Origin of the sequence: Acidithiobacillus sp. (genome assembly GCF_049965315.1) — a bacterium.
In the GTDB taxonomy this organism is placed as follows: domain Bacteria; phylum Pseudomonadota; class Gammaproteobacteria; order Acidithiobacillales; family Acidithiobacillaceae; genus Acidithiobacillus_B.
Genome location: NZ_JBMFWL010000034.1, coordinates 1 through 21460, shown reverse-complemented (window position 1 = coordinate 21460; position 21460 = coordinate 1). Strand labels below are relative to the sequence as shown.

Here is a 21460-nt window from a genome sequence, read left to right as displayed (position 1 = left end):
TCTGCGCCTGCAGGGCATCGCCCATGTAGGATTTGTAGCTTTTGCGCAGCACCACATAGGGCCGGCCGCTGTGCACCGACAGGGCGTGGACCAGGGGGATGCTTTTGGCCTCGGCGGTCACCAGCACGGCGTAATCATGCCTGGTCAGACGGACCGCAAGCTGGCGGGCGGAGGCTTCCACCAGTTCGGTGTCGCCCAGGATGTTGAGCACGGCAATGGCCAGATCCGGTTGCACCCGAAATAGAGGGAGTGAGCGGCGCAGGCCGGCAATCTCCAGGTCGTAGCTGGCAGGCAAGGTCATGAGCAGGTTTCTCCGCGGGTTTTCGGCGCAGTGTGCCACAAGCAGGGCCCGATGCCCAAATCCCGGCTGGACAGATCGGAAATAAAAACCGGCCCCATACGGGGGCCGGTTGTACGGATCGGCGGTTTTTAGACCGCCTAGCAGATAGGGACGCTTTAGAAGTCGCCCATGCCGCCCATTCCACCCATGCCGCCCATATCGGGGGCGCCGCCACCGGCACTCTCCTTCTTGGGCAGTTCGGTGATCATCGCCTCGGTGGTGATCATCAGACCGGCCACGCTGGCGGCCTTTTGCAGCGCCGTGCGGGTTACCTTGGTGGGGTCGATGACGCCCATGGCGAACATGTCGCCATATTCGTCGTTGGCGGCATTGTAGCCGAAGCCGTCCTTGCCATCGGCGACCTTGTTCAGCACCACGCTGCCTTCGCCGCCGGCATTGGCCACGATCTGCCGCAAGGGCTCTTCGATGGCGCGACGGATGATGGCGATGCCCATGTTCTGATCATGGTTGTTGCCCGTCACCCCTTCCAGGGACTTGCGGGCGCGGATGAGGGCCACACCGCCGCCGGGGACGATGCCTTCCTCCACCGCCGCACGGGTGGCGTGCAGGGCGTCTTCCACGCGGGCCTTCTTCTCCTTCATTTCCATCTCGGAGCCGGCACCCACCTTGATGACGGCGACGCCGCCCGCCAGCTTGGCCATCCGTTCCTGGAGCTTCTCCCGATCATAGTCGGAGCTGGCATCTTCCATCTGCCGCTTGATCTGCTCGACGCGGGCCTTGATCTCGCTGGCCTGTCCGGCGCCATCGATGACGGTGGTGTTTTCCTTGTCGATGACGATCTTCTTGGCCTGACCCAGGTCGCTGAGGGCGGTGCTGTCCAGCTTCATGCCCACTTCCTCGGAGACCACGCGGCCGCCGGTGAGGATGGCCATGTCTTCGAGCATCGCCTTGCGCCGGTCACCAAAGCCGGGGGCCTTGACCGCCGCTACCTTGATGATGCCGCGGATGGTGTTGACCACCAGCGTCGCCAGGGCTTCGCCCTCGACGTCTTCGGCCACGATCAGCAGGGGACGGCCGGCCTTGGCCACCTGTTCGAGAACGGGCAGCAGGTCACGGATGCTGGAGATCTTCTTGTCGTGGAGGAGGATGTAGGGGTTCTCCAGCTCCGTCACCATCTTTTCCTGATTGTTGACGAAGTAGGGGGACAGGTAACCGCGGTCGAACTGCATGCCCTCCACGACCGCCAGCTCGTTCTCCAGGCCCGAACCCTCTTCCACGGTGATGACGCCTTCCTTGCCCACCTTCTCCATGGCTTCGGCGATGATCTTGCCGATGGACTCATCGGAATTGGCGGAGATGGTGCCTACCTGGGCGACTTCCTTCTGGGTGTTGCAGGGCTTGGACTGCTTCTTGAGCTCGGTCACGACCACGCCGACGGCCTGGTCGATGCCGCGCTTCAGGTCCATGGGGTTCATGCCGGCGATGACCGCCTTGAGGCCTTCGCGGATGATGGCCTGGGCCAGGACGGTGGCGGTGGTGGTGCCGTCACCCGCCTCGTCGGAGGCCTGGGAGGCTACTTCCTTGACCATCTGGGCGCCCATGTTTTCGAACTTGTCGGCGAGTTCGATCTCCTTGGCGACGGAAACGCCGTCCTTGGTGATGGTGGGGGAGCCGAAGGACTTGTCGAGGACGACATTGCGCCCTTTGGGACCGAGGGTGACCTTGACGGCATCGGCAAGGATGTTGACGCCGCGCAGCATCTTGTCGCGGGCGTGTTCAGCAAAAGCTATCTGTTTGGCTGGCATGGATGCACCTCTATCAAAATGGTTTGAAAAACGGAAACGGCACGATTCATCGGTACGATCAATCGGCTGGATTCTGGGTCTTACTTGTCGATGACGGCCATCACGTCATCCTCGCGCATGACGAGGAGCTCTTCGCCTTCCACCTTGACTTCGGTGCCGGCGTATTTGGCGAAGAGGACGCGATCGCCAGCCTTGAGATCCAGGGCGCGAACTTTCCCGTCTTCGAGGATCTTGCCATTGCCGACGGCAACGACTTCACCCTGAACGGGTTTTTCCTTGGCGGTGTCGGGGATGATGATCCCGCCGGCGCTCTTCTGCTCTTCTTCAAGACGACGAATGACCACGCGATCATGCAGGGGACGAAGTTTCATTGAACGCTTCCTCGCTGTTGCTCAATAGGACGGATAGAACCTGAACATCTGGGTGCTGTTAGCAGTCGCACCCATCGAGTGCTAATCATAAGGACTGACAGCCCCCTGTCAAGGGGTGCGGCGAGGGCGGGAATCGGCTTGGCGGTCGGGCGCCATTGCTTGCCCTGTTTGTTCTAGGGCCGCAGACCTCCGGGTTCTTTTGCGGCAGCATGGGACCAGAGGGCCTGCAGGCTACGCCGCAGCACGGCATCGGCGCCCTGCAGACGGTGTTCGGTGCCGATGAGGGGGCGCACGCTGAGGAGCGGTCCTTGGGCGGCGGCGGCGAATTGATAACTTTGCCGCAGGGGCACCGCCTCGTCGGCGCTGCCATGCAGGATCTCCACCGGGCAGGATAGACGCGGCGGGAAGCGGAGCAGGTCATAGCGCCAGCTATCGGCCACCAGGTCATACTGCATGGCAATCTCGCCCAGGCCATAGGGATCCTGCCAGTGGCGCAGGCCGGTTTCCCGCCACTGCCGCTGCTCGGGGATGGATAGGCTGCCGTAGATCTGCTGGATGAAGTTGAAGGCGGGGGCGATCAGGAGCAGCCCGGCCATGCGCGCCGGCCAGCGGCCGGCGGCGATGGCGGCCAGCCAGCCACCCATGCTGGAACCCACCAACACGACGGGCCGCTGCCCCAGCATGGCCAGGATGAGTTGCAGGTCGGCGAGGTAGCGGCTGAGGGTCAGCGCCGGGAAAAGACCGTCGGAACGGCCGACGCCCCGTGGGTCAAAACGGACCCAGGACCAACCCTGCTCCTGGGCATTTTGGGCCAGCAAGAGGGATTTGTTGCCATCCATGGTGGAAGCGAAGCCGGGCAGGTAGATGCCTACCGGGCCCCCATGGCGATCCTGGATCATCCCGCACAATCTTTCACCGTTGCGGTGGACGAGGGTGAAGGGACGTTCGGCGGCAGGGAAGAGGCCGTTGGACAAGGGTGCGCCTCTGCTTTAAAAAAGGGGCGACCACGTCGCCCCTAAAACCACAAAGGAGGAAAGAAACATGCGCTCGCAACCAGCACTTGGCTGCAGCACAATATTAGCAAATGTCCAAGAAGATGACAACAGAAACATTCTGACCGGTCGGAAAAAAGAAGGGCGGCGCCGGAAGGTGCCGCCCAAAACCACCAAAGGAGGAAGAAACATGCGCTCGCAACCATCTTCAGTCGCTTGCAACAGATTAGAGGCCGTCCTCCCGCAGAAGTTCCCTTGCCCGGAGCAAATCTTGTGATCCCCGCCGCGACGCCCGATGCCATCTGCGTAGTGGTGACGACCTTCCCCGGTCGGGACGAGGCCGAGCGCACGGCCCGCATCCTCGTGGAGGAGCGTCTCGCAGCCTGTATCCACCTGCTGCCCAAGGGTGTTTCGATTTATCAGTGGGAAGGGCGGCTGAATGTCACCGAGGAGGTCACGCTGCTCATCAAGACCACGACGACGGCTTATGCGGCACTGGAGCAGCGCCTGCGCGCCTTGCATTCGTATGCGCTGCCGGAGATCATGGCCCTGCCCGTTACCGCCGGACTCCCCGACTATCTGGCGTGGGTGGCCGCCGCCGTGCGCGAGGGCTAGAGGGCGGGAGTTGCGCCCGGGAGGCCACGGCAGCAGTCAGGCGCGTTTTTTGCTATGCTATTTCTGGATGTCGTCCAGATCTTTTTGGGGAGCGCATGGCTTTGACTAACAGGGATACAACGCAGAGAAACAGGCGGGCGGGCCATGGTCAATGGCGAGAGGAAGACGGCATGGTCCAGGGTTGGCTGCGCGCCTGGGTACTTTTCCCGCTGTTGCTGTGGGGCATGCTCTTGTTTGGCGGATTCGTCCCGGCCGGCGCTGCGCAATTCCTTCAGCCGGACCAGGCCTTCCAATTCAGCGCCCAGGCGGGAGCGGATCATACCCTGCTGCTGAACTGGCGTGCGGCGCCCGGCTATCACCTGTACCGGGACCGCATTCGCCTCTCCGTCAGCCCCGCTACCGTCATTCTCGGGACCTATACGCTGCCGCCGGGGGTAGAGCTGGATGATCCGGCCTTTGGCAAGGTACGGGTGCTGGAAGGGACGCAGACCCTGACGGTGCCCTACCGGATCGACGGCACGCCGCCGTCCGCCATTGCCGTCACCAGCACCTTCCAGGGTTGCGCCAACGCCGGGGTCTGTTATCCCGAGCAACGCAAAACCGTCACCATTCCCTTGGGTACCGCGACCGTGGCCCCGTCTGGCGCCACTCCTGGGCAGGGGGCTGTCCAGGAGGTAGCCGCGGCCCAGGCACCCCAGGGTAGTAGCGCGGGGGTACTGGCTACGGGTCTGCAGGAGCGCTTCTGGCTGACGCTGGGGCTCTTTTTCGTCTCCGGTCTGGGGCTGGCCTTTACGCCCTGCGTTTTTCCCATGATTCCCATTCTCTCGGCCATCATCGTGGGCCAGGAAGGTGGTCAGGGGCGGTCGCGGCGGCGCGCCTTTGGCCTGTCTCTGGCTTACGTGCTGGGGATGTCATTGACCTACACGGTGGCAGGAGTCATTGCCGGACTGACGGGTGCCTATCTGCAGGCGGCCTTTCAGAATCCCTGGATCCTGGGGGCCTTTGCCGCGATTTTCGTGCTGCTGGCCCTGTCCATGTTCGGCTTTTATGAGCTGCAGATGCCGACGAGCATCCAGAGCCGCTTGTCCCGAGTGGGCAAAGGGGGGCACCTCCTCAGCAGCTTCGTCATGGGGGCCCTTTCCGCCCTCATTGTCGGTCCCTGTGTGGCGGCGCCCCTGGCGGGCGGCCTGCTCTTCATCTCCCAGACCGGCAACGTCTTCCTCGGCGGCTTGTCCCTCTTTGTCCTGAGCATGGGCATGGGCTTGCCGCTGCTCATCATCGGCACCTCGGCGGGCCATTTCATGCCCAAGGCGGGTCCGTGGATGAACGGGGTCAAGGCGATCTTCGGCGTGCTCATGCTGGGGGTTGCCGTGTGGCTCCTGGCGCGGGTGCTGCCGGGGCCGGTGACTCTGGCCCTGTGGGGCGCCCTGGCGGTGGTGAGCGCCGTCTATCTGGGGGCGGTGGATGCCCTGCCTGCGCCCGCATCGGGGTGGCGGCGTTTCTGGAAGGGGGTGGGGATATTGCTGCTGGGTTGGGGATTGATCATGGGGCTGGGTGCCCTGGCCGGCGGATCACGGCCCTTTGCCCCTCTGGAACCCTTTGTTGCCAAGGGAAAGGCGATTGCGGGCGCGGCGGAGACCCTGCATTTCGCCACGGTCACAACGCCGGCGCAGTTGACGGCGGCCCTGACGGCAGCCAAGGGCAAACCGGTGCTGGTGGACTTCTGGGCGACCTGGTGCGTGGAGTGTGCGCGGATGGATCAGGTGACCTTTGCCGATCCGCAGGTACGGGAAAGCCTGCGGGGAGTGACCCTGATTCGCGTGGATGTGAGCCAGGACGACGCCGACAGCCGCGCCCTCCTGAAGCGCTTCCATCTGGTGGGACCGCCGGCGTTTTTGCTGGTCGCTGCCGATGGCAAGACCCTGCTGCAGCAGGAAGGTTACCTGGGTCCGGAGGCGTTTGTGCGGTGGCTGAGGAAGAGCTGACCCGGGCACGCCGGGAGCCTTGGCGCCCGGTCAGTGTCCAGCCGCTTTTTGCAACGGGCCGCCCTTGAGGATGTAGAGGGTGCCGCAATAGGGGCAGCGGGCCTCGCCGGTGTCCTCGATGGCCAGGAATACCCGGGGGTGGCCGTCCCAGTGGCTCATGCCGGGCAAGGGGCAGGATAAGGGCAATTCGCTGGGGTCCAGCTCGTGGTAGCGCTTGTCGCAGCAGGTGATTTTTTCGGCCATGGGCGGTTTAATCCGTGTAATGCAGCCACTCGGGATGGTCGTCGCGGCGGCCGGTGACGGTGTCGAAGTAGCGGCTTTGCAGGGCCTCGGTGACGGGGCCGCGGCGGCCGTTGCCGATGCTGCGGTTGTCCAGTTCGCGGATGGGCGTGACTTCGGCGGCGGTGCCGGTGAAGAAGGCCTCGTCGGCGATGTAGAACTCGTCGCGGGTGAGCTGCTTCTCCACCAGCGGGATGCCGGCATCGCGGGCGAAGCCGAGGATGGTGTCGCGGGTGATGCCCTCCAGGGCCGAGGTGAGGGTGGGGGTATAGAGGGTGCCGTTGCGCACCATGAAGACGTTTTCGCCGGAGCCTTCGGCCACATAGCCTTCGCGGTCGAGGAGCAGGGCTTCGTCATAGCCGCCGTGGGCGGCCTCGCGCTGGGCGAGCATGGAGTTCATGTAGTTGCCCGTGGCCTTGGCCTTGCACAGATGGATGTTGACATGATGTCGGCTGTAGGAGCTGACCTTGACGCGGATGCCGCGCTCCAGGGCTTCCTGGCCGAGATAACTGCCCCAGGTCCAGGCGGCGATGAGGACGTGGACCTTGAGGCCTTTGGCGGACAGGCCCATGCCTTCCGCGCCATAGAAGAGAAGGGGGCGGATGTAGGCGGACTGGAGCTGATTGGCGCGGATCACCTCCTTGGTGGCGGCATTGATCTCCGCTTCGCTGTAGGGCATGTCCATCTGCAGGATCTTGGCGCTGTTGAAGAGGCGCCGGGTGTGCTCGGTGAGGCGGAAGATGGCGGCACCGCGGGGGGTCGCGTAGGCGCGCTCGCCCTCGAAGGCCCCCATACCGTAGTGGAGGCTGTGGGTGAGTCCGTGCACCGTGGCTTCCCGCCAGGGGACGAGTTGCCCGTCAAACCAGATATAACCGTCGCGATCTGCCATGGACATCCGTGCTTCTCCTTAGTTTTTGCGTTCGGCTTCGCCGAATTGTTGCTGCCAAATGCGCAGGACGCTGCGCTGTGCGGCCCCGATCGCCTGCCATGCGGAGGGCGTTTCCGGCGTTACGCTGGGGCCTTGCAGCTTCAGCCACAGTCGCGTTTCCCACGTTCGATACAAAATCCAGGCGGATTCCAGCACCGCCGCCGCGTCGGCCTGCCAGAGCCCCGCCCGGGCCAATGCCCGCATGCCGGTCACGGTATTGGTGCCGGCGGCAAGCTCCGGATGGGAATGACAATGGCCTAGCATAGCAAATTGTACGAGGAATTCGATATCCGTTAGCCCGCCCGGGCTGAGTTTCAGATGAAATGAGCCGGGCGGGATGGTATTGGCGCCGTGGATGCGCGCGCGCATGGCGCGGACATCGGCGGCCAGGGTTTGCAGGTCGCGGGGCCGGCAGAGGATTTCCTGCCGGATTTGCGCGAAGCGCTGGCCCAGATCGGGATCGCCAGCTACGGCCCGGGCACGGGTCAGGGCCTGATGCTCCCAGGTCCAGGCGTGCCGGCGCTGGTAGTCGGCAAAGCCTTGCAGGGTGGTGACCAGGGGCCCCGACTGGCCGCTGGGACGCAGGCGCATGTCGATCTGATAGAGGGTGCCGGCGCGGGTGAGGGTGCTGAGGATGTGGATGAGGCGCTGGCCGAGGCGGGCAAACCAACTGGGATTGGGTAAGGGTTGGGGGCCGTCGCTCTCGCCGTCCAGGGGGGCGTCGTAGAGGTAGACCAAGTCGAGATCCGAGGCGAAGCCCATTTCCTTCCCACCGAGTTTGCCCAGGGCGATGACGCCGAACTGCGCGGGCTGGCCATCGGCCTTGCGCGGCTGTCCGTGGCGGCGGAGCATCTCGTCCTCGGCCCATTGCACCGCGGTGCGCAGGCAGAGTTCGGCCAGCTCGCTGAGCAGCGTCAAGAGTTCGGCGGTGGGCAACCGCTCCATCCAGTGGGCGGCGGCCAGGCGCAGGAATTCGGCGTTTTTGAAGCGGCGCAGGGCGTCCATGCGCTCTTCGAGGTCGTCGGCGGAGAGGAGTTGGGCGGCCAGGGTGGAGGGCCATTGGCCAACACCGATCTCGGGCTGCACGAGGACGTCGTCCAGAAGGACCGGGTAATGGGCCAGTTCCCGGGCCAGCCAGGGGCTTTGCAGGAGCTGCGCCAGGCGGCCAAGGAAAATGGGGTTTTCCGCCAGCAGGGCGAGGTAATTGGCGCGACTGAGGAGGGCTTCGATGAGCTGCAGGAAGCGGTCGAGAAGGGCATCCGGCCGGCCGTCGCGGCGACAGAGGCCGAGGACCAGGGGCAGCAGCCGGTCCAGCCTGCTGCGGCCGCTGGCGGAGAGGCGGCTTTGCACGTCGCGGCTGTGGGCGAAGCGCCAGAGCCGCTCCCAGGCCTGGGTGGGGTGGCGAAAACGATGTTCGGCGAGGAGCGCGGTAACGGGGCTGTCGAGTTTCTCTTGCTGGACCTGGCGCCACAGGTCGGTGCCGGGGTCGGCTCCAACGGGCATGCCGCTGCTGGCGGGCACGGCGAGGGTCAGGGCGAAACGCGCGTGGACCTGGTGCCGAAGGTGTCGCAGGGTGTGCTGGAGGCTGGCGACGCTGTCTTGCCGCAGGGCATAGGCGAGGCGCTCCCATTCGGCCTGGCTGCGGGGCAGGCGCTGGGTCTGGCGGTCGTGGACCATCTGCAGGCAGTGTTCGGTGTTGCGATAATAGAGATAGGCCTCGCGAAGGAGGGCTGCGTCATCGGCCGGCAGGAGCCCCGCGGCGAGGAGCGCCTGGAGGATCGCCAGGGTGTTGGTGCCGCGCAGGGCGGGATTGCGCCCGCCATGGATGAGTTGCAGGGATTGGACGATGAACTCGATCTCGCGGATGCCGCCCAAGCCTTTTTTGATGTCATCGGGACCGCGTTGCTGTTCGGCGTCCATGAGGGCCTTGACCTCGCGCAGGGTGTCCAGGGCCGTGAAGTCGAGATAACGGCGGTAGACGAAAGGCTGCAGGCCGTGCAGGACTTGTGCCCCGAAGCGCAGTTCACCGGCCACCGGGCGGGCCTTGATGAGGGCGTAGCGCTCCCAGCCGCGACCGTGGACCTGATAATACTGTTCCATGGCCGCCGCCGGGAGGCACAAGGGCCCGGCGTCGCCAAAGGGACGCAGGCGCATGTCCACGCGGAAACAGAAACCGTCGGCGGTGGGGGTGTCCAGGGCCTGGATGATCCAACGGCCGAGGCGCTGGAAATAGTCGCCATTGTCGATGGACAGCGGGCCGTCCGTCGCGCCCCCCTCGCCGTAAACAAAGAGCAGGTCGATGTCCGAGGAGAGATTGAGTTCGCCACCGCCCAGCTTGCCCATGCCGAGGACCACAAAGGGCACCGCCTCGCCCTGGGCGTTGCGCGGCCGGCCGTGGCGCTCCTGGAGATCCTTTTCGCCGCAGCTCAGGGCCTGGGTCAGGCAGTCCTCGGCGAGCTGGCTGAGGGCGCGGACGGTATCGCCATAGTGCTCGCCCGGCAGGCGGTCCTGCCAGAGGATCTCCACCATGCGCCGGTTGCGGAACTGGCGCAGGGCGGCGAAGAGGACGTCCCGGCCCGATTCCTGGGGGAAGGCAGGGCTGAGGCTGCGCCCCTCAGACAGTGCCGGCAGCCAGTGGGGGTGGCGCAGCAGGAGGGCGCGGGCAAAGGGGCTGATGCAGAGTATCCGCGCCGCGTGTTGCCCAAAGGCGGGCCCGGCGCGCAGGACCTCGGCTTGCTCCGGCGCCGCCAGGGCCTCCCAGATGGCTTGCAGGGCGGCACGGGTGGCGGGCCCGTCCACGGGTAGGGCGGCAATGGCGGCCGCCATGGATTCCGGTAATGTGGATGCTGACATTTGCCCCCCGTCCCTACTATAGTGTGCTCCATGCTGAGTGTTCCGACCTGTCATCGGCCGTTGCTGCCTGCACCTGGGGAGTGCCGGTGGTGGCGCACGTCCCTGCGTGCCGCCGACGCGGCCGTGATCCCCTGCCCCGACGTGGGCGGGTAGGGTCATTCCGTTGTCGCTGCGTGCCCTTCGCTCTTGGCCGCGTTTTGGCGGCCTGCGCCGCCCGCTACTCTGGCTGCTGGCCGTGCTGCCTACGCTGGCCGTTGGGACCGCGGCGGCCTTTTATCTCCTGGCGCTGCCCCGTCTGGATGCCCTGCGCCCCCTCCTCGCCCAGGAGTTGGCCGCGCAGTTCGGCGCGCCCGTAGCGATCCGCGGCCTGCAGTTGGGTTGGGACTGGGGGCCCTGGCTGACGGTGCGGGACCTGCGCGCCGGTCCGGCCGCGGCCCCCCTTCTGGAAACGCATGCCTTCCGCTTGCGCCTCTATGCGCTGCCCTTGCTCTGGGGAGATTATATCGCCCGCGACCTGCAGGTGGACAGCGCCCGCGTGCAGGTGCGGCAGGGAACCGATGGTCGCTGGCGGGTGGCGGGCAAGGTTCTGGGGCAGGGCGCCGGGGCGCTGCCCGTCAACCTGGACTGGGCGCGCATGGATCTGCAGCGGGTAACGCTGGTCTGGCGGGCGCAGGGACAGGACCGCCCCCGGGATCTGCACCTGCAATGGCGTAGTTCGGGCGGGTTTCGTCCCCGGGTTCAGGTCCAGGTGCATTGGTCCCCCGGAGGTTATCTGCATTATGCGGGGGTTTTGCACGGGATCTTTGCCGCGCCCCGCCGCTCCTTGGGCGAAGGGAACCTGACCGTGGAGCACTTGCCCTTGAACCTGCTGGGTAGCCTGTCGCCGCAGCAGGGCGTGTGGCAGGGCGAAGTGAGCGGCAAGGCGCAGTTGCAATGGCACGACGGGGTATGGCGGGAGGGTTCGGGCTGGCTGGATTTGCAGCAGGTCCATAGCGGCAGCGGGCCGGCTTTGCGCTGGCCGGATCTGCATGCCCAGTGGCGCTGGCAGGGGCAAAGCGGGCACGGTCTGCTGACGGTGGTCGGTTTGCGCTGGGCGGGTTTGCCCGGTGCGCCCTTGCAGGGACGGGTCCAACTGGACTGGCGCAAAGGCTGGATCGTGCGGGTGCAGAGCCCGGCGCTACCGTTGGCGCTGGTCCATGCACTTCCTCCCGATTCCTTGCCGGCGGCGGGGCGCTGGCTGCTCGACAGTCCCCTCCGAGGGCGCTTGCGGGCCTTGGATCTGCGCTGGCAGAGCGCCCTGCCGTCGCGGCCTGCCGGATGGGAACTGACTACGCGCCTGGATGGGGTAGGCTTTGCTCCCCATGGCTCATGGCCGGGGATGGAGGGACTGAGTGGCAGCCTCGCTGCCCGGCCCCAGGCGCTGCACCTGGATCTGGATAGTCCCAGGCTGGATTTGCGTTGGCCCCGGCTCCTTGCCGCTCCCCTGACCTTGCGTGGCGCGGCGGCGCAGGTGACGGCAGTACCCCAGGATGGCGGTTGGTCCGTGGTTGCCGATGACCTGCGCCTGGCTGCACCCGGTCATCTCCGCGGACATCTGCATTGGCAAAGCGGCCCCCCCCAGGGCGACAGGATCGACCTGCATCTGCATCTGGCCGATCTGCCCATGGCCATGATCTCCCGTCTGGCCCCCTTGGAGGGCATCAACCCCGCTTTTCGCCATTGGCTGCAGACCAGTTTCAGCACCGGCACCCTGCGTCAGGCGGATCTGGTGCTGCAGGGACCGTTGCGCGACTTTCCGTTCCGCAATTCCGGGGCGGGTGTCTTTGCGCTGCAGGCGGATTTCCAGGATGTCGCCCTGCGCTATGCGCCCGACTGGCCGGCCGTCGCGGGTCTCGATGCCCATTTGCAGTGGCAGGGAGGGCACCTGCAGATCAGCAGCCGGCATGGCAGCATCCTCGGGACGCCCATTGCCCAGGCGCAGGCGGAGGTGGCCGATGTCTTCGCCAGCCATCAGGTGCTCCAGGTAGGGGTCCAGTCCCTGCTGCCATTGCCCACCGTTCTGCGTTTTTTACGCAACTCGCCCATCCTGCGGGCCAAGGCCCTGGGCGCGGCGCCCATCCAGATGGACGGACAGGGACGGCTGCAGTTGCTCTTGCAGGTCCCCTTCGGTGCGGCGAAAACGACCGTGACAGGGCGTCTGGATCTTCACCAGGCAGGTTTTGCCTGGGGTCCATGGCGTGTCGATGCCCTCAGCGGTCCCATCGTGTTCAGCCGCGATCAGATCTTGGCGCAATCCCTGAAAGGCCAGTTTTTGGGCGGCCCCTTGCTGATGACGCTGCAGGCCGGCGACCTGGAAGGAAACGCCCGGCTGCAGTTCCAGGGCCGGGGTGCCCTGCAACCCGCCGCCGCTGCCCAGCCCCTCGATCTGTCTGCGCTGGATGCCATCTCCGGCCTGCTGCCCTACAGCGGCGAGGGGGTCCTGGCCGGGGACGATCTGCAGTTTCGGGCCCAGGGCGATCTGCAGGGTTTGGCGAGCCGGCTGCCGCCGCCGCTGAACCGGGCGGCCGGATCGGTCGGCAGCGTGGCGATTTCCGGTCAGGGCAATCTCGCCAGCCGCTTGCGCGTCAGCGTGCGCGCTGCCGCCCAGGCCGGCAGCCTGGTTTGGCAACGGCAGCAGAACCGCTGGCGACTGACGGCGGGGAGCTGGCAACTGGATGGCCACACTGCGCCGCCGTTGCCCTCGGCCGGTATCCTGCTCACCGGGCGGGGCGGGGTGCTGCCCGTGGACGCTTGGCTGCAGGTCCTGCATGGCAGCGCTGCGACCCTTACCGCCTGGCCGACCCTGATCCTGCACTCCCATTGGCAAAAGGTGCAGTTCCTGGGCCGGGATTGGCCCGATGTCACGCTGCAGGGCAAGGCGGCAGGCGATCAGCTCGCACTGCAGGTGGGCGGTCCCGCCGTTGCCGGACAGCTCCGCTATGAGGCCGCCCCCGCGCGCTTCAGCGTGCAGTTGCAGCACCTGGACATTCCTCCGTTGGCAAAGGGTCGGGGCGCCGACCCGGATGCCGCCGACCACCACCCGGGAGGGTCGTCCCTGGCGCTTACGGCGCATGTTGCCCGCCTGCAATGGGATGGTCATGCCCTGCAGGATTTTTCCCTGGAGGGCCAGCGCGGCGTCGCCGGCTGGCAGTTTCCGCAGTTGAGTGCGCAATGGGCGGGAAGCCGCTGGACCCTGGCCGGGGAGTGGCTGGGCCAGGGAACGGGAATTTCGCGTTTTCATGGCCAGATGCAGGCTGTTGACGTTGCCCCTTTCCTGCGGACCTTGGGGGTGGATAGCCTGGATTATGCCCACGCCCGGTCCGCGGGCGATCTCCACTGGCCCGGCCCACCCTGGGACTTCGCCCTGGCGCATCTCCAGGGCAGCGTCCGCCTCACCCTCCAGGATGGGCGCTTGGGCAAGCTGGGTGCTGGCCTTGCCTGGCTGGTTTTGGTCAATCCGACCAGCCTCCTGAGCGATGTGCTTACGTTCAATTACCGTCCGCTTTTTGGTAATGGGCTGTTCTTTTCCCGGCTCAGCGGTGATTTTGCCCTGGATGATGGGGTGGCCACGAGTCGCAACGTCGTCCTCCAGTCCAGTGCCGTTGAGGCCAAGGCGGAAGGTTCGGTGGATCTGCCGCGGCACGACCTGGATCTGGCGCTGCAGGTCTATCCCCTGCAAAGCGTGGATCTGCTCATCGGCCACTTTCCGCTGTTCGGCCCGGCCATCTTCGGTCGCAGCGGCAAGGTGGTAGAATGGAACTATCGGGTGCAAGGCCCCTGGGATCATCCCGTGGTGCGCAGCGTTCACGCAAAGGAGACAAGCCCATGATCTTGACGGCGGCGGTAGTGCAGATGGTGGCCACGGCAGAAGTGACGGGAAACCTCGCCGCCGCGGCCCTGCTGCTGGATCGGGCGGCGGCGCAGGGGGCGCGGCTGGTGCTTCTGCCGGAGAACTTCGCCTTGATGGGACGGCGGGAAACGGACAAGCTGGCCATCATGGAGGCCGACGGCGAGGGCCCCATCCAGGATTGGCTGGCCGCCCAGGCCCGCCGCTTGGGCCTGTGGCTGGTGGGCGGCAGCATGCCCCTGGCCGCCGGCGATGGGCGCTGTCATGCCGCCTGCCTGGTTTATGACGAGCAGGGTCAGCGCCGGGCGCGCTATGACAAGATCCACCTCTTTGATGTGGATCTGGGGGGCGGCGAATCCTATCGCGAGTCGCGCAGCATCGCGCCGGGGAAGGAGCCGGTCCTGGTGGCAACCCCGTGGGGGCGGATGGGCCTGTCCATTTGCTACGATCTGCGCTTTCCCGAACTCTATCGGGCCTATGGGGGGGCCGAATTGCTGGTGGTGCCCAGCGCCTTCACCCAGCGCACGGGGCTGGCGCACTGGGATGTGCTGCTGCGCGCGCGAGCCATTGAAAATCTCGCCTTCGTCCTGGCCGCCGATCAGGGCGGTCAGCATGACAACGGCCGCCAGACCTTTGGCGGCAGCCAGATCATCGACCCCTGGGGAACGGTGCTGGGCCGGCTCGACAAAGGCCCGGGGGTTTGCATGGCGCATCTGGACCTCGACTTCCTCGGCCAATGCCGCGCGGCCCTTCCCGCCCTGGAGCACCGCCGCGCTTACCGGCCCCCTCACCAGGCAATATAGGCAAAACCCTGCTGTTGCAGGGTCATGAGGTCCACGGCGCCGCTGAATACGCGCTTGGCCTCCGGGATCAGGTCGGCATCATTGATCTTGATGGTCTTCATGGTCTGCTCGCAGGCGTGGAAGCTCACCTCGTACATGGCCAGGCTCTGCACCTGTTCGAGAATGAATTTTTCGTAGTGATGCTTGTTCTTGGCAGGCTTCACCAGCAGCCAGATGCCCGGGCCGAAACAGGTGATGACGATGTCGGCGTCGCTGTTGAAGTGCTGCAGGACCACGGCGGCGCTATGGAGTATATCCAGGATATAGGCCGGATCCGACTGGTTGAGCTGGTAAACGATCTTGTTTTTGCTGGGTCCCATGAGGCCTTCGGCTTCGCTCTTGCCGCTCACCAGGGCCGTGGCACCGGCGGCGGCGACGAGGCTGCCGAGGAAGCGACGACGGGAATGGTTTTCCGATTGGGCCATGTTATCCTCCTTGCTGGCTGCTTTTGGTCAGAGGGGCAGGCCTGGCTTCGCCCCCATTAAGTTGGTGTACGGGATAGGGCGATGCGCAAAACCCGGGAGACCGGCTGTCTTTGGGCGCCTCCCCGGGGGCTTGCCTTGCAGTTTTGCGAACCGCCCTGGGCAGGATGTTAAGCAAAAATCAAGCCGTATCTTTGGCGAAATTTTTAGAGGATGCCTATGCAGCAATTCAACCGTGCCTTTTTCCGTGATCTGTGGCAGCTCACCAAGCCCTACTGGTGGCGCTCCGAGGAACGCTGGCTGGCGCGGGGGCTTTTTGCCCTCGTGGTGCTGCTCAATCTCCTCATGGTCTTCATCTCCTACCGCATTACGGAATGGTATAACACTTTCTGGAACGCCTTGCAGCGTTACGACGCGCCGGCGGCCTGGCATCAGATCCTCATCTTCGCCATCCTCGTCACGCCCTATATCATCGCCGCGGTTTATCAGACCTATCTTACGCAAATGCTGGAGATCCGCTGGCGGCGCTGGCTCACCGAGCACTATCTGGACGCCTGGCTGGCCAAGGGCACCTTTTACCACATGCAGGTGCTGGGGGATGGCACCGACAACCCGGATCAGCGTATCAGCGAGGATCTGGCGAGCTTCACCTCCCAGACCCTGAACCTCGTCATCGGCGTGCTGAGCTCCATCACGACCCTTGCGGCCTTTGTCTTCATGCTCTGGGAACTGTCCTCCCACGTCATCATCCCCTGGGACGGGCAACAATGGATCATCCCCGGCTATCTGGTCTGGGCGGCGCTACTGTATGCCATTCTGGGCACTGTGCTCACGGCCTGGATCGGGCGGCCACTGATCAATCTCAATTTCAACCAGGAGCGTTTTCAGGCGGACTTTCGTTTCAGCCTCGTGCGCCTGCGGGAAAATAGCGAAAGCGTGGCCCTCTATGGGGGCGAGACCCAGGAACGGGAACACTTCCTCAATCGTTTCGCCAGCGTCTTCGGCAACTTTTGGCAGATCATGAAGCGCACCAAGCGCCTCAACTGGTGGGTGTCTGGCTATGGGCAGGCGGCCATCATCTTCCCGGTGCTGGTGAGCCTGCCCGCCTATTTTGCCAAGGCCATTCCCCTGGGCACCATCATGCAGATCTCCAGCGCCTTCGGCCAGGTGCAGGGCGCCTTGTCCTTCATCGTCAACAGCTACACCGGCTTGGCGAGTTGGCATGCGGTGGTGGATCGTTTGCGTTTCTTTGAGCAGGCCATGCACGAAGTGCAGGTGATCCGCGAGACCCATTACCAGATTACCCGGGAGGATGGCCCCCATCTGGCGGTGCGGCATCTCAATGTGCGCCTTCCCGATGGCCGTGAACTGATCCATGATCTCGACTTTACCCTGGAGCGAGGCCAGCGTTTGCTCATCATGGGGCCGTCCGGGGGCGGCAAGAGCACCCTGGTGCGCGCCCTGGCGGGCATCTGGCCCTTTGGTGAGGGGGTGGTGCAGATGCCGCGCAATGACCGTCCCCTCTTTTTGCCGCAGAAACCGTACCTGCCCTTGGGCACCTTGCGCGATGTATTGGTCTATCCCTTCGGCGTGCCGGGGGTGAGCGATGAAAGCCTGCGCGGGGTTTTGCTGCTCTGTGGCATGCCCAGCCTGGCAGAGCGCCTGGATGAGGCCCGTCTCTGGGCCCATGTCCTGTCTCTGGGGGAGCAGCAGCGCTTGGCCTTTGCCCGCATCCTGCTGCAAAAACCCCAGTGGGTCTTCATGGATGAGGCGACTTCGGCCCTGGATGAGCCGGCGGAAGGACGCCTGTATGAAATGCTCATCGAGGAACTCCCCCAAACCGCCATCATCAGCGTCGGCCATCGTTCCAGTCTCCTGCAATACCACGAGCAGCGCCTGGCACTGTTGGGCGAGGGCCGCTGGCGCCTGGGGCCGGTCACGCTGCCGGGGGCTTCACCCCTGCAGCCGCAGCCGGCGTGAGTCGCAGCGCCCGTTGTCTGGTCGCTGACGGGAAACCACAAGCCTGCTGTCTATGTGATCGATCGCGGCCCATGGGCCGCCCCTACGCCTGCAGATCCGCCATGGGGCCTGACTGTTCGGTTCGGAGCCGTTCCGGCAGGAGGGCGAGGCTGCGCGTCAGGGCGCCCCGCTGCGCCTGCACCACGCGCAGGCCGTGTCGACCGATTTCCCGGGCAGTGCCGGGCTCGGCGAGCCAGTGGGCCAGGGTGATGGCCAGGACGTTGTCGTCGGCGGCCTGCACGGCTGCCCCGGCGGCCAGCAGGGTGCGGGCAATGTCGCGGAAATTCTCCATGTGCGGACCGAAAATCACCGGTTTGGCCAGGGCGGCGGCCTCCAGGGGGTTGTGCCCGCCTTTGGAGACAAAGCTGCCGCCCACGCTCACCACGTCGGCAGCGGCATAAAAGGTGGGTAACTCGCCCAGGGTGTCCACCAGCAGGACCTCCTGCTCCGGGGGCGCGGGCTGTCCTGCGGAGCGCCGCTGGGCGTGCAGCCCCTGGGCCCGCAGGAGGGCGGCTACGCTCGCGCAACGCTCGGGATGGCGCGGCGCCAGGACCAGCAAAAGCTGCGGAAACCGCTGGCGCAGGGTGCGCAAGACGGCCATGGCCAGTTCCTCTTCGCCGGCGTGGGTGGAGCCGAAGACCCAGACCGGTCGGTCGCCCCAAGGCTGGCGCAGAGCGGCCCCCGCCGCGCGCGTGGCATCCTGCTCGGGCAGGTCATATTTCAGGTTGCCGGTGGCCCACACCTGCGTTGCGCCGAGGGCGCGGAAGGCGGCGGCGTCGGCCTCGCTTTGCGCGGCTATGGCCTGCAGGCTTTGCAGGGCCGGTCCCAGCAGGCGGTGAAACCGTTGGTAACCGCGCTGGGAGCGCGGCGAGAGGCGGGCGTTGAAGAGGTACAGGGGGATCGCGCGGCGCGCGGCGGCGTGATAGAGATTGGGCCAGATCTCGGTTTCCATGATGATGCCCAGGGCGGGGCGGCCGCGGTGGAGGAATCGCCAGACGGCGGCCGGCAGGTCATAGGGGGCATAGACATGGGTAACGCCCTCCCCCAGCCGCGCCCGCACCACGGCGGCCCCCGTGGGGGTGGTGGTGCTCATCAGGATGGGATGCCCGGGAAAGCGCTCCTGCAGGGCATGCACCAGGGGAATGGCGGCAATGGCCTCGCCGACGCTGACGGCATGCACCCACAGGGGGGCGGGGCCACGGCTGCGGGGTATCCAGCCGAAGCGCTGCCACCAGCGTTCGCCATAGGCGGGGCGGCGCCAGGCGCGCCAGAGGGTGAAGCCCAGCACCAGGGGGCTGAGCAGGCAGAGCAGGCCGGCGTAGAGGCGGCGGATCATTCGCGGTGCAGGAGGCGGTCGGTGAGCCAGTCCAGGCGGTACCAGGGGCGGAAGCTCTTGAGTACGGCCTCCCGGTCATAGTCCTTTTCTATCCACTCCTGCAGGCTCAGGCCGGGGTGCGCGGCGGCGGCCTGCCGGTAGCTTTCGAAGAACCAGTCGAGGATGCCGGTATTGGCGTGGCGGATGTGGCCGAAGGGCCAGAGGCGCAATTGTCGCCGGGCCTGGGCGATGGGGCAATGGGCGAAAAGGTGGAGGTAGAGGGCGCTGATGAAGCCGGCGCGGTCTGCTCCCGATTTGCAGTGGATGAGCAGGGGCCCTTCCAGTTCACCGAGGGCGGCAATGGCCGCGAGCAACTCGGCGCGCCGGGGCAGATCCCGGGAACCGAAGCCATGCAGGGGGAGATGCACCATGCCCAGGGCGTCGCAGACCTCCTGTTGGAGGCGGTAATGGGGCTCATGGGGGGCCGGGGCGCGGATGTTGAGCACGGTGCGGATGCCGTAGCGCGCGTGCCAGCGGCGCAGTTGCCGGGGCGAGGGCTGGGCGGAGCGGAAGACGCCGGGGGCGATGCGGTGAAAGTTGGCATAAAAGAGTTCGCGAAAGATGCCGTGGTCCGTGAAGAATTGATGGCGACGCAGGCGGCGGCGCTCGGCGGCGGGGATGGAGACGGGTGGCTGGTTCATGACTCTGGTCTTGTCCGGCTGTCCAGATGAGCGGCAAGAATGGGCCAGAGGGCGGCGGGTTGCAAGGCCGCTTGACAGGGGACGTCGCCCTCGGCCGTAAGTGGCAGCGGGCAGCGGGAGCGTCGGCAAGGAGAGCAGGACAGGGGGCTTTGCAGGCTGATCTGGGGAGTGCCGATGGCGGCCACCTGTTCGCTGGCCGTGGGCCCGTAGAGGGTGATGCCGGGCAGCCCCAGGGCGGCGGCCAGATAGGAAAGGCCCGTATCCACGCCAATGAAGGCGTGGGCGCGCACCATCAGCTTCGCCAGATCCGGCAGGGTGCTCGGCGGCAGGGCACGGACATTGCCGGCCTGGGCGGCGAGGGCGGCGCCACGTCGGCGTTCGGCCGCATTGCCCGCCGGGAGCAGCAGCCGATAGCCGTGTCCGGCCAGGATCTGCGCCATGGACCGCCAGTGGCTCTGGGTCCATTCCTTGTTTGCCCAGGTGGTGCCGTGAAAACCCAGGATAAAGGGCTCCGCCGCAAGGTCCCGCCATGGGGCGCCGAGGGGCGTTTCCCGTAGTCGCATCCGCATCGAGGCCAGGCCATAGTCGATGGGCAAATCGTCCAGGGCATAGCCCAGGGCCTGGGCAAAAAGCTGGCGGTTGCGTTGAATGGCGGGTTGATTCCACGGCACGGCATGGCGCCGGTGATAGAGCAGGGTCGCCCCTCCTTCGCGGGCGCTCTGGCGCTGGAGGCCCAGCACCGGGGCAGCGGCGAGCCGGGCGAGAAGGGCGCTCTTGTAGAGTCCCTGCGCATCGAGAACGGCGTCAAAACCGGCTCCCCGCAATTGGCGGCGCAGGGCCAGCAGGGCTCCCCCCAATTGGCCCCAGTCTCCGCGCAGGTGGCGCAGGCCAAAGGGGATCACCTGGCGGACCCCGGGGTGCCAGGCCGCCACCTCGGCAAAGGCCGGCTCCACCAGCCAGTGGACCGCCACCTCGGGCCGCTGCCGGTGCAGATCGCTCAAGGCGGGAAAGGTATGCAGCACGTCTCCCAGGGAGGATAGGCGCACGAGGAGGAGCTTCACGGCCCTTCCTCATGCGCCGCCTGCTCCTGCAGTTCCAGGGCAATGGCATACTTCATGAACGCCCCCAGCGCCGTTGTCCAGGCAATGGCCGCGCCGTTGACCCCGTCCAGGAAGCCGAGGCGGAAGAGATAGGTACGCAGAAAGGCCCAGAGGGAATGGCTGATGGGATCATTGGCCTTTGCCCGGCGACCCCGTTGCACCAGCCCTTCCGCATTCAAGGCAGCATAGGTCTGCAGCTTGGCCAGCATGGAGCGGTAATCGGCAAAAGGGTAATGCAGCAGCCATCCCGGGAGATCACCCACGGGCCCTGCGGCGATCCAGCGCTCATGCACCGGGTCCTCGCTGTATTGCCCGCGGCGCCGGTCCACCAGGCGCAGCACGCGATCCTTGCGCCAGTCGCCGAAGCGCACGGGGCGACCGGCCAGATAATTCCGGCGCCGCAGCCGGAAGGCCACCCGCTTGCCCGGCGCCGCGATGGCCCGGCGAATGCCGCCGTGGATGCTTTCCGGTACCAGTTCGTCGGCATCCACGATCAGGACCCAGTCATGGGCCGCCTGGGATACCGCAAACTGTCGCTGGGCGCCGAAGCCTGGCCACGGACGCTGGATCACCCGCACTCCCAAGGCCGCACAGATGGCCAGCGTCCCGTCCGTGCTCCCGCTGTCCACGACCACAATATCCTCCGCCAATGGCCGCACGCTGCGAATGCTGCGCTCCAGCAGGCGTTCGGCATTGAGGGTGATGTAGACGACGGAGAGATTGATAAAAACAGAGGTCATAATTTTTCTTGTATGTAATATACTCTGTGAAACCATAATGCCCATGTTTTAATGTCTCTTTTTAAGCATTGCCACATGGCCGTTCGGAGGCATCCTATTTTTCCTATATAGGAATCAAAACGACCGGACCATGCTACTGTTGGTTTTGTGCAAAATATATCCAGTCGGCAGTCCAAACAGTTATTCATCATGTTGTCGATAACCTCATATGCTAAGTTAGTAAAATTGATCATAATCTACTGGTGGTTGGGATGACTAGGAGGTTGCGGAAAAATTGGCAAAAGTCCTGTGCCGGCGACTAACAGG

Annotated in this window: 16 protein-coding genes and 1 pseudogene; 5 read left to right on the top strand and 12 right to left on the bottom strand. The window is 65.5% G+C overall.

From position 1 onward, the window contains the following. The 4 genes and pseudogenes from ACP5MM_RS08375 to ACP5MM_RS08360 form a co-directional block, all read right to left on the bottom strand. Positions 1–301 (bottom strand): annotated as a pseudogene (locus ACP5MM_RS08375) (adenine phosphoribosyltransferase); the annotation flags it as partial. Positions 302–456: 155 nt separating this feature from the next. Then, a complete protein-coding gene (gene groL / locus ACP5MM_RS08370) occupies positions 457–2106 on the bottom strand; it encodes a chaperonin GroEL (protein WP_123102910.1) in 1650 nt (549 codons plus the stop codon). An 80-nt stretch (positions 2107–2186) separates the two neighbouring features. Beyond that, positions 2187–2477, bottom strand: coding sequence for a co-chaperone GroES (groES, locus tag ACP5MM_RS08365; RefSeq protein WP_123102908.1), 291 nt, complete (start codon positions 2475–2477; stop codon positions 2187–2189). Between the two features lie 173 nt (positions 2478–2650). Further along, positions 2651–3451 (bottom strand): alpha/beta hydrolase, encoded by an 801-nt coding sequence (locus ACP5MM_RS08360; RefSeq protein WP_427930801.1) that lies wholly within the window; start codon positions 3449–3451, stop codon positions 2651–2653. A 291-nt stretch (positions 3452–3742) separates the two neighbouring features. Between ACP5MM_RS08360 and cutA the strand changes: the two genes are divergently transcribed. Together cutA and dsbD are read left to right on the top strand one after the other, a co-directional pair. Next, positions 3743–4084 (top strand): divalent-cation tolerance protein CutA, encoded by a 342-nt coding sequence (cutA, locus tag ACP5MM_RS08355; RefSeq protein ID WP_427930800.1) that lies wholly within the window; start codon positions 3743–3745, stop codon positions 4082–4084. A gap of 170 nt (positions 4085–4254) precedes the next feature. Then, positions 4255–6069 (top strand): protein-disulfide reductase DsbD, encoded by a 1815-nt coding sequence (gene dsbD / locus ACP5MM_RS08350; RefSeq protein WP_427930799.1) that lies wholly within the window; start codon positions 4255–4257, stop codon positions 6067–6069. Between the two features lie 30 nt (positions 6070–6099). Here the strand turns inward: dsbD and ACP5MM_RS08345 are convergent, their stop codons facing one another. From ACP5MM_RS08345 to glnE, 3 genes are read right to left on the bottom strand one after another with little or no spacing between them, the layout of a single operon-like run. Next, positions 6100–6312 (bottom strand): zinc-finger domain-containing protein, encoded by a 213-nt coding sequence (locus ACP5MM_RS08345; RefSeq protein WP_427930798.1) that lies wholly within the window; start codon positions 6310–6312, stop codon positions 6100–6102. A 7-nt stretch (positions 6313–6319) separates the two neighbouring features. Next, entirely contained in the window at positions 6320–7243 is a 924-nt protein-coding gene (locus tag ACP5MM_RS08340; protein WP_427930797.1) for a branched-chain amino acid transaminase, read from the bottom strand. Positions 7244–7255: 12 nt separating this feature from the next. Beyond that, positions 7256–10129 carry a bifunctional [glutamate--ammonia ligase]-adenylyl-L-tyrosine phosphorylase/[glutamate--ammonia-ligase] adenylyltransferase gene (gene glnE, locus ACP5MM_RS08335; protein ID WP_427930796.1) on the bottom strand — a complete coding sequence of 958 codons (2874 nt, stop codon included), beginning with the start codon at positions 10127–10129 and terminating at the stop codon, positions 7256–7258. 163 nt (positions 10130–10292) lie between these two features. Between glnE and ACP5MM_RS08330 the strand changes: the two genes are divergently transcribed. Then, a complete protein-coding gene (locus ACP5MM_RS08330; protein ID WP_427934404.1) occupies positions 10293–13997 on the top strand; it encodes a YhdP family protein in 3705 nt (1234 codons plus the stop codon). Next, on the top strand, positions 13994–14818 hold the full coding sequence (locus tag ACP5MM_RS08325) for a carbon-nitrogen hydrolase family protein (RefSeq protein WP_427930794.1): 825 nt from the start codon (positions 13994–13996) through the stop codon (positions 14816–14818). Before ACP5MM_RS08330 ends, ACP5MM_RS08325 begins: the two co-directional genes overlap by 4 nt. Here ACP5MM_RS08325 and ACP5MM_RS08320 read toward each other — a convergent pair. Beyond that, on the bottom strand, positions 14803–15282 hold the full coding sequence (locus ACP5MM_RS08320) for a DsrE family protein (RefSeq protein ID WP_427930793.1): 480 nt from the start codon (positions 15280–15282) through the stop codon (positions 14803–14805). The two genes, ACP5MM_RS08325 and ACP5MM_RS08320, sit on opposite strands and share 16 nt — an antisense overlap. A 216-nt stretch (positions 15283–15498) precedes the next feature. On the opposite strand from ACP5MM_RS08320, the gene ACP5MM_RS08315 reads away from it, so the two are divergent. After that, positions 15499–17259, top strand: coding sequence for an ABC transporter ATP-binding protein/permease (locus ACP5MM_RS08315; RefSeq protein WP_427930792.1), 1761 nt, complete (start codon positions 15499–15501; stop codon positions 17257–17259). A gap of 82 nt (positions 17260–17341) precedes the next feature. Here ACP5MM_RS08315 and waaA read toward each other — a convergent pair whose 3' ends face one another. From waaA to ACP5MM_RS08295, 4 genes are read right to left on the bottom strand one after another with little or no spacing between them, the layout of a single operon-like run. Next, the gene (gene waaA / locus ACP5MM_RS08310; protein WP_427934403.1) at positions 17342–18634 is read right to left on the bottom strand and encodes a lipid IV(A) 3-deoxy-D-manno-octulosonic acid transferase; all 1293 of its coding nucleotides are present in this window, start codon (positions 18632–18634) and stop codon (positions 17342–17344) included. Continuing rightward, complete coding sequence (locus tag ACP5MM_RS08305; RefSeq protein ID WP_427934402.1) at positions 18631–19314, bottom strand: tyrosine-protein phosphatase; 684 nt, start codon at positions 19312–19314, stop codon at positions 18631–18633. The genes waaA and ACP5MM_RS08305 overlap by 4 nt, the downstream gene beginning before the upstream one ends. After that, positions 19311–20375: a lipopolysaccharide heptosyltransferase I gene (gene waaC, locus ACP5MM_RS08300; RefSeq protein ID WP_427934400.1), complete on the bottom strand. Its 1065-nt coding sequence runs from the start codon at positions 20373–20375 to the stop codon at positions 19311–19313. The genes ACP5MM_RS08305 and waaC overlap by 4 nt, the downstream gene beginning before the upstream one ends. Continuing rightward, positions 20372–21154: a glycosyltransferase family 2 protein gene (locus ACP5MM_RS08295; protein WP_427934399.1), complete on the bottom strand. Its 783-nt coding sequence runs from the start codon at positions 21152–21154 to the stop codon at positions 20372–20374. Before ACP5MM_RS08295 ends, waaC begins: the two co-directional genes overlap by 4 nt. Positions 21155–21460: the final 306 nt, after the last annotated feature.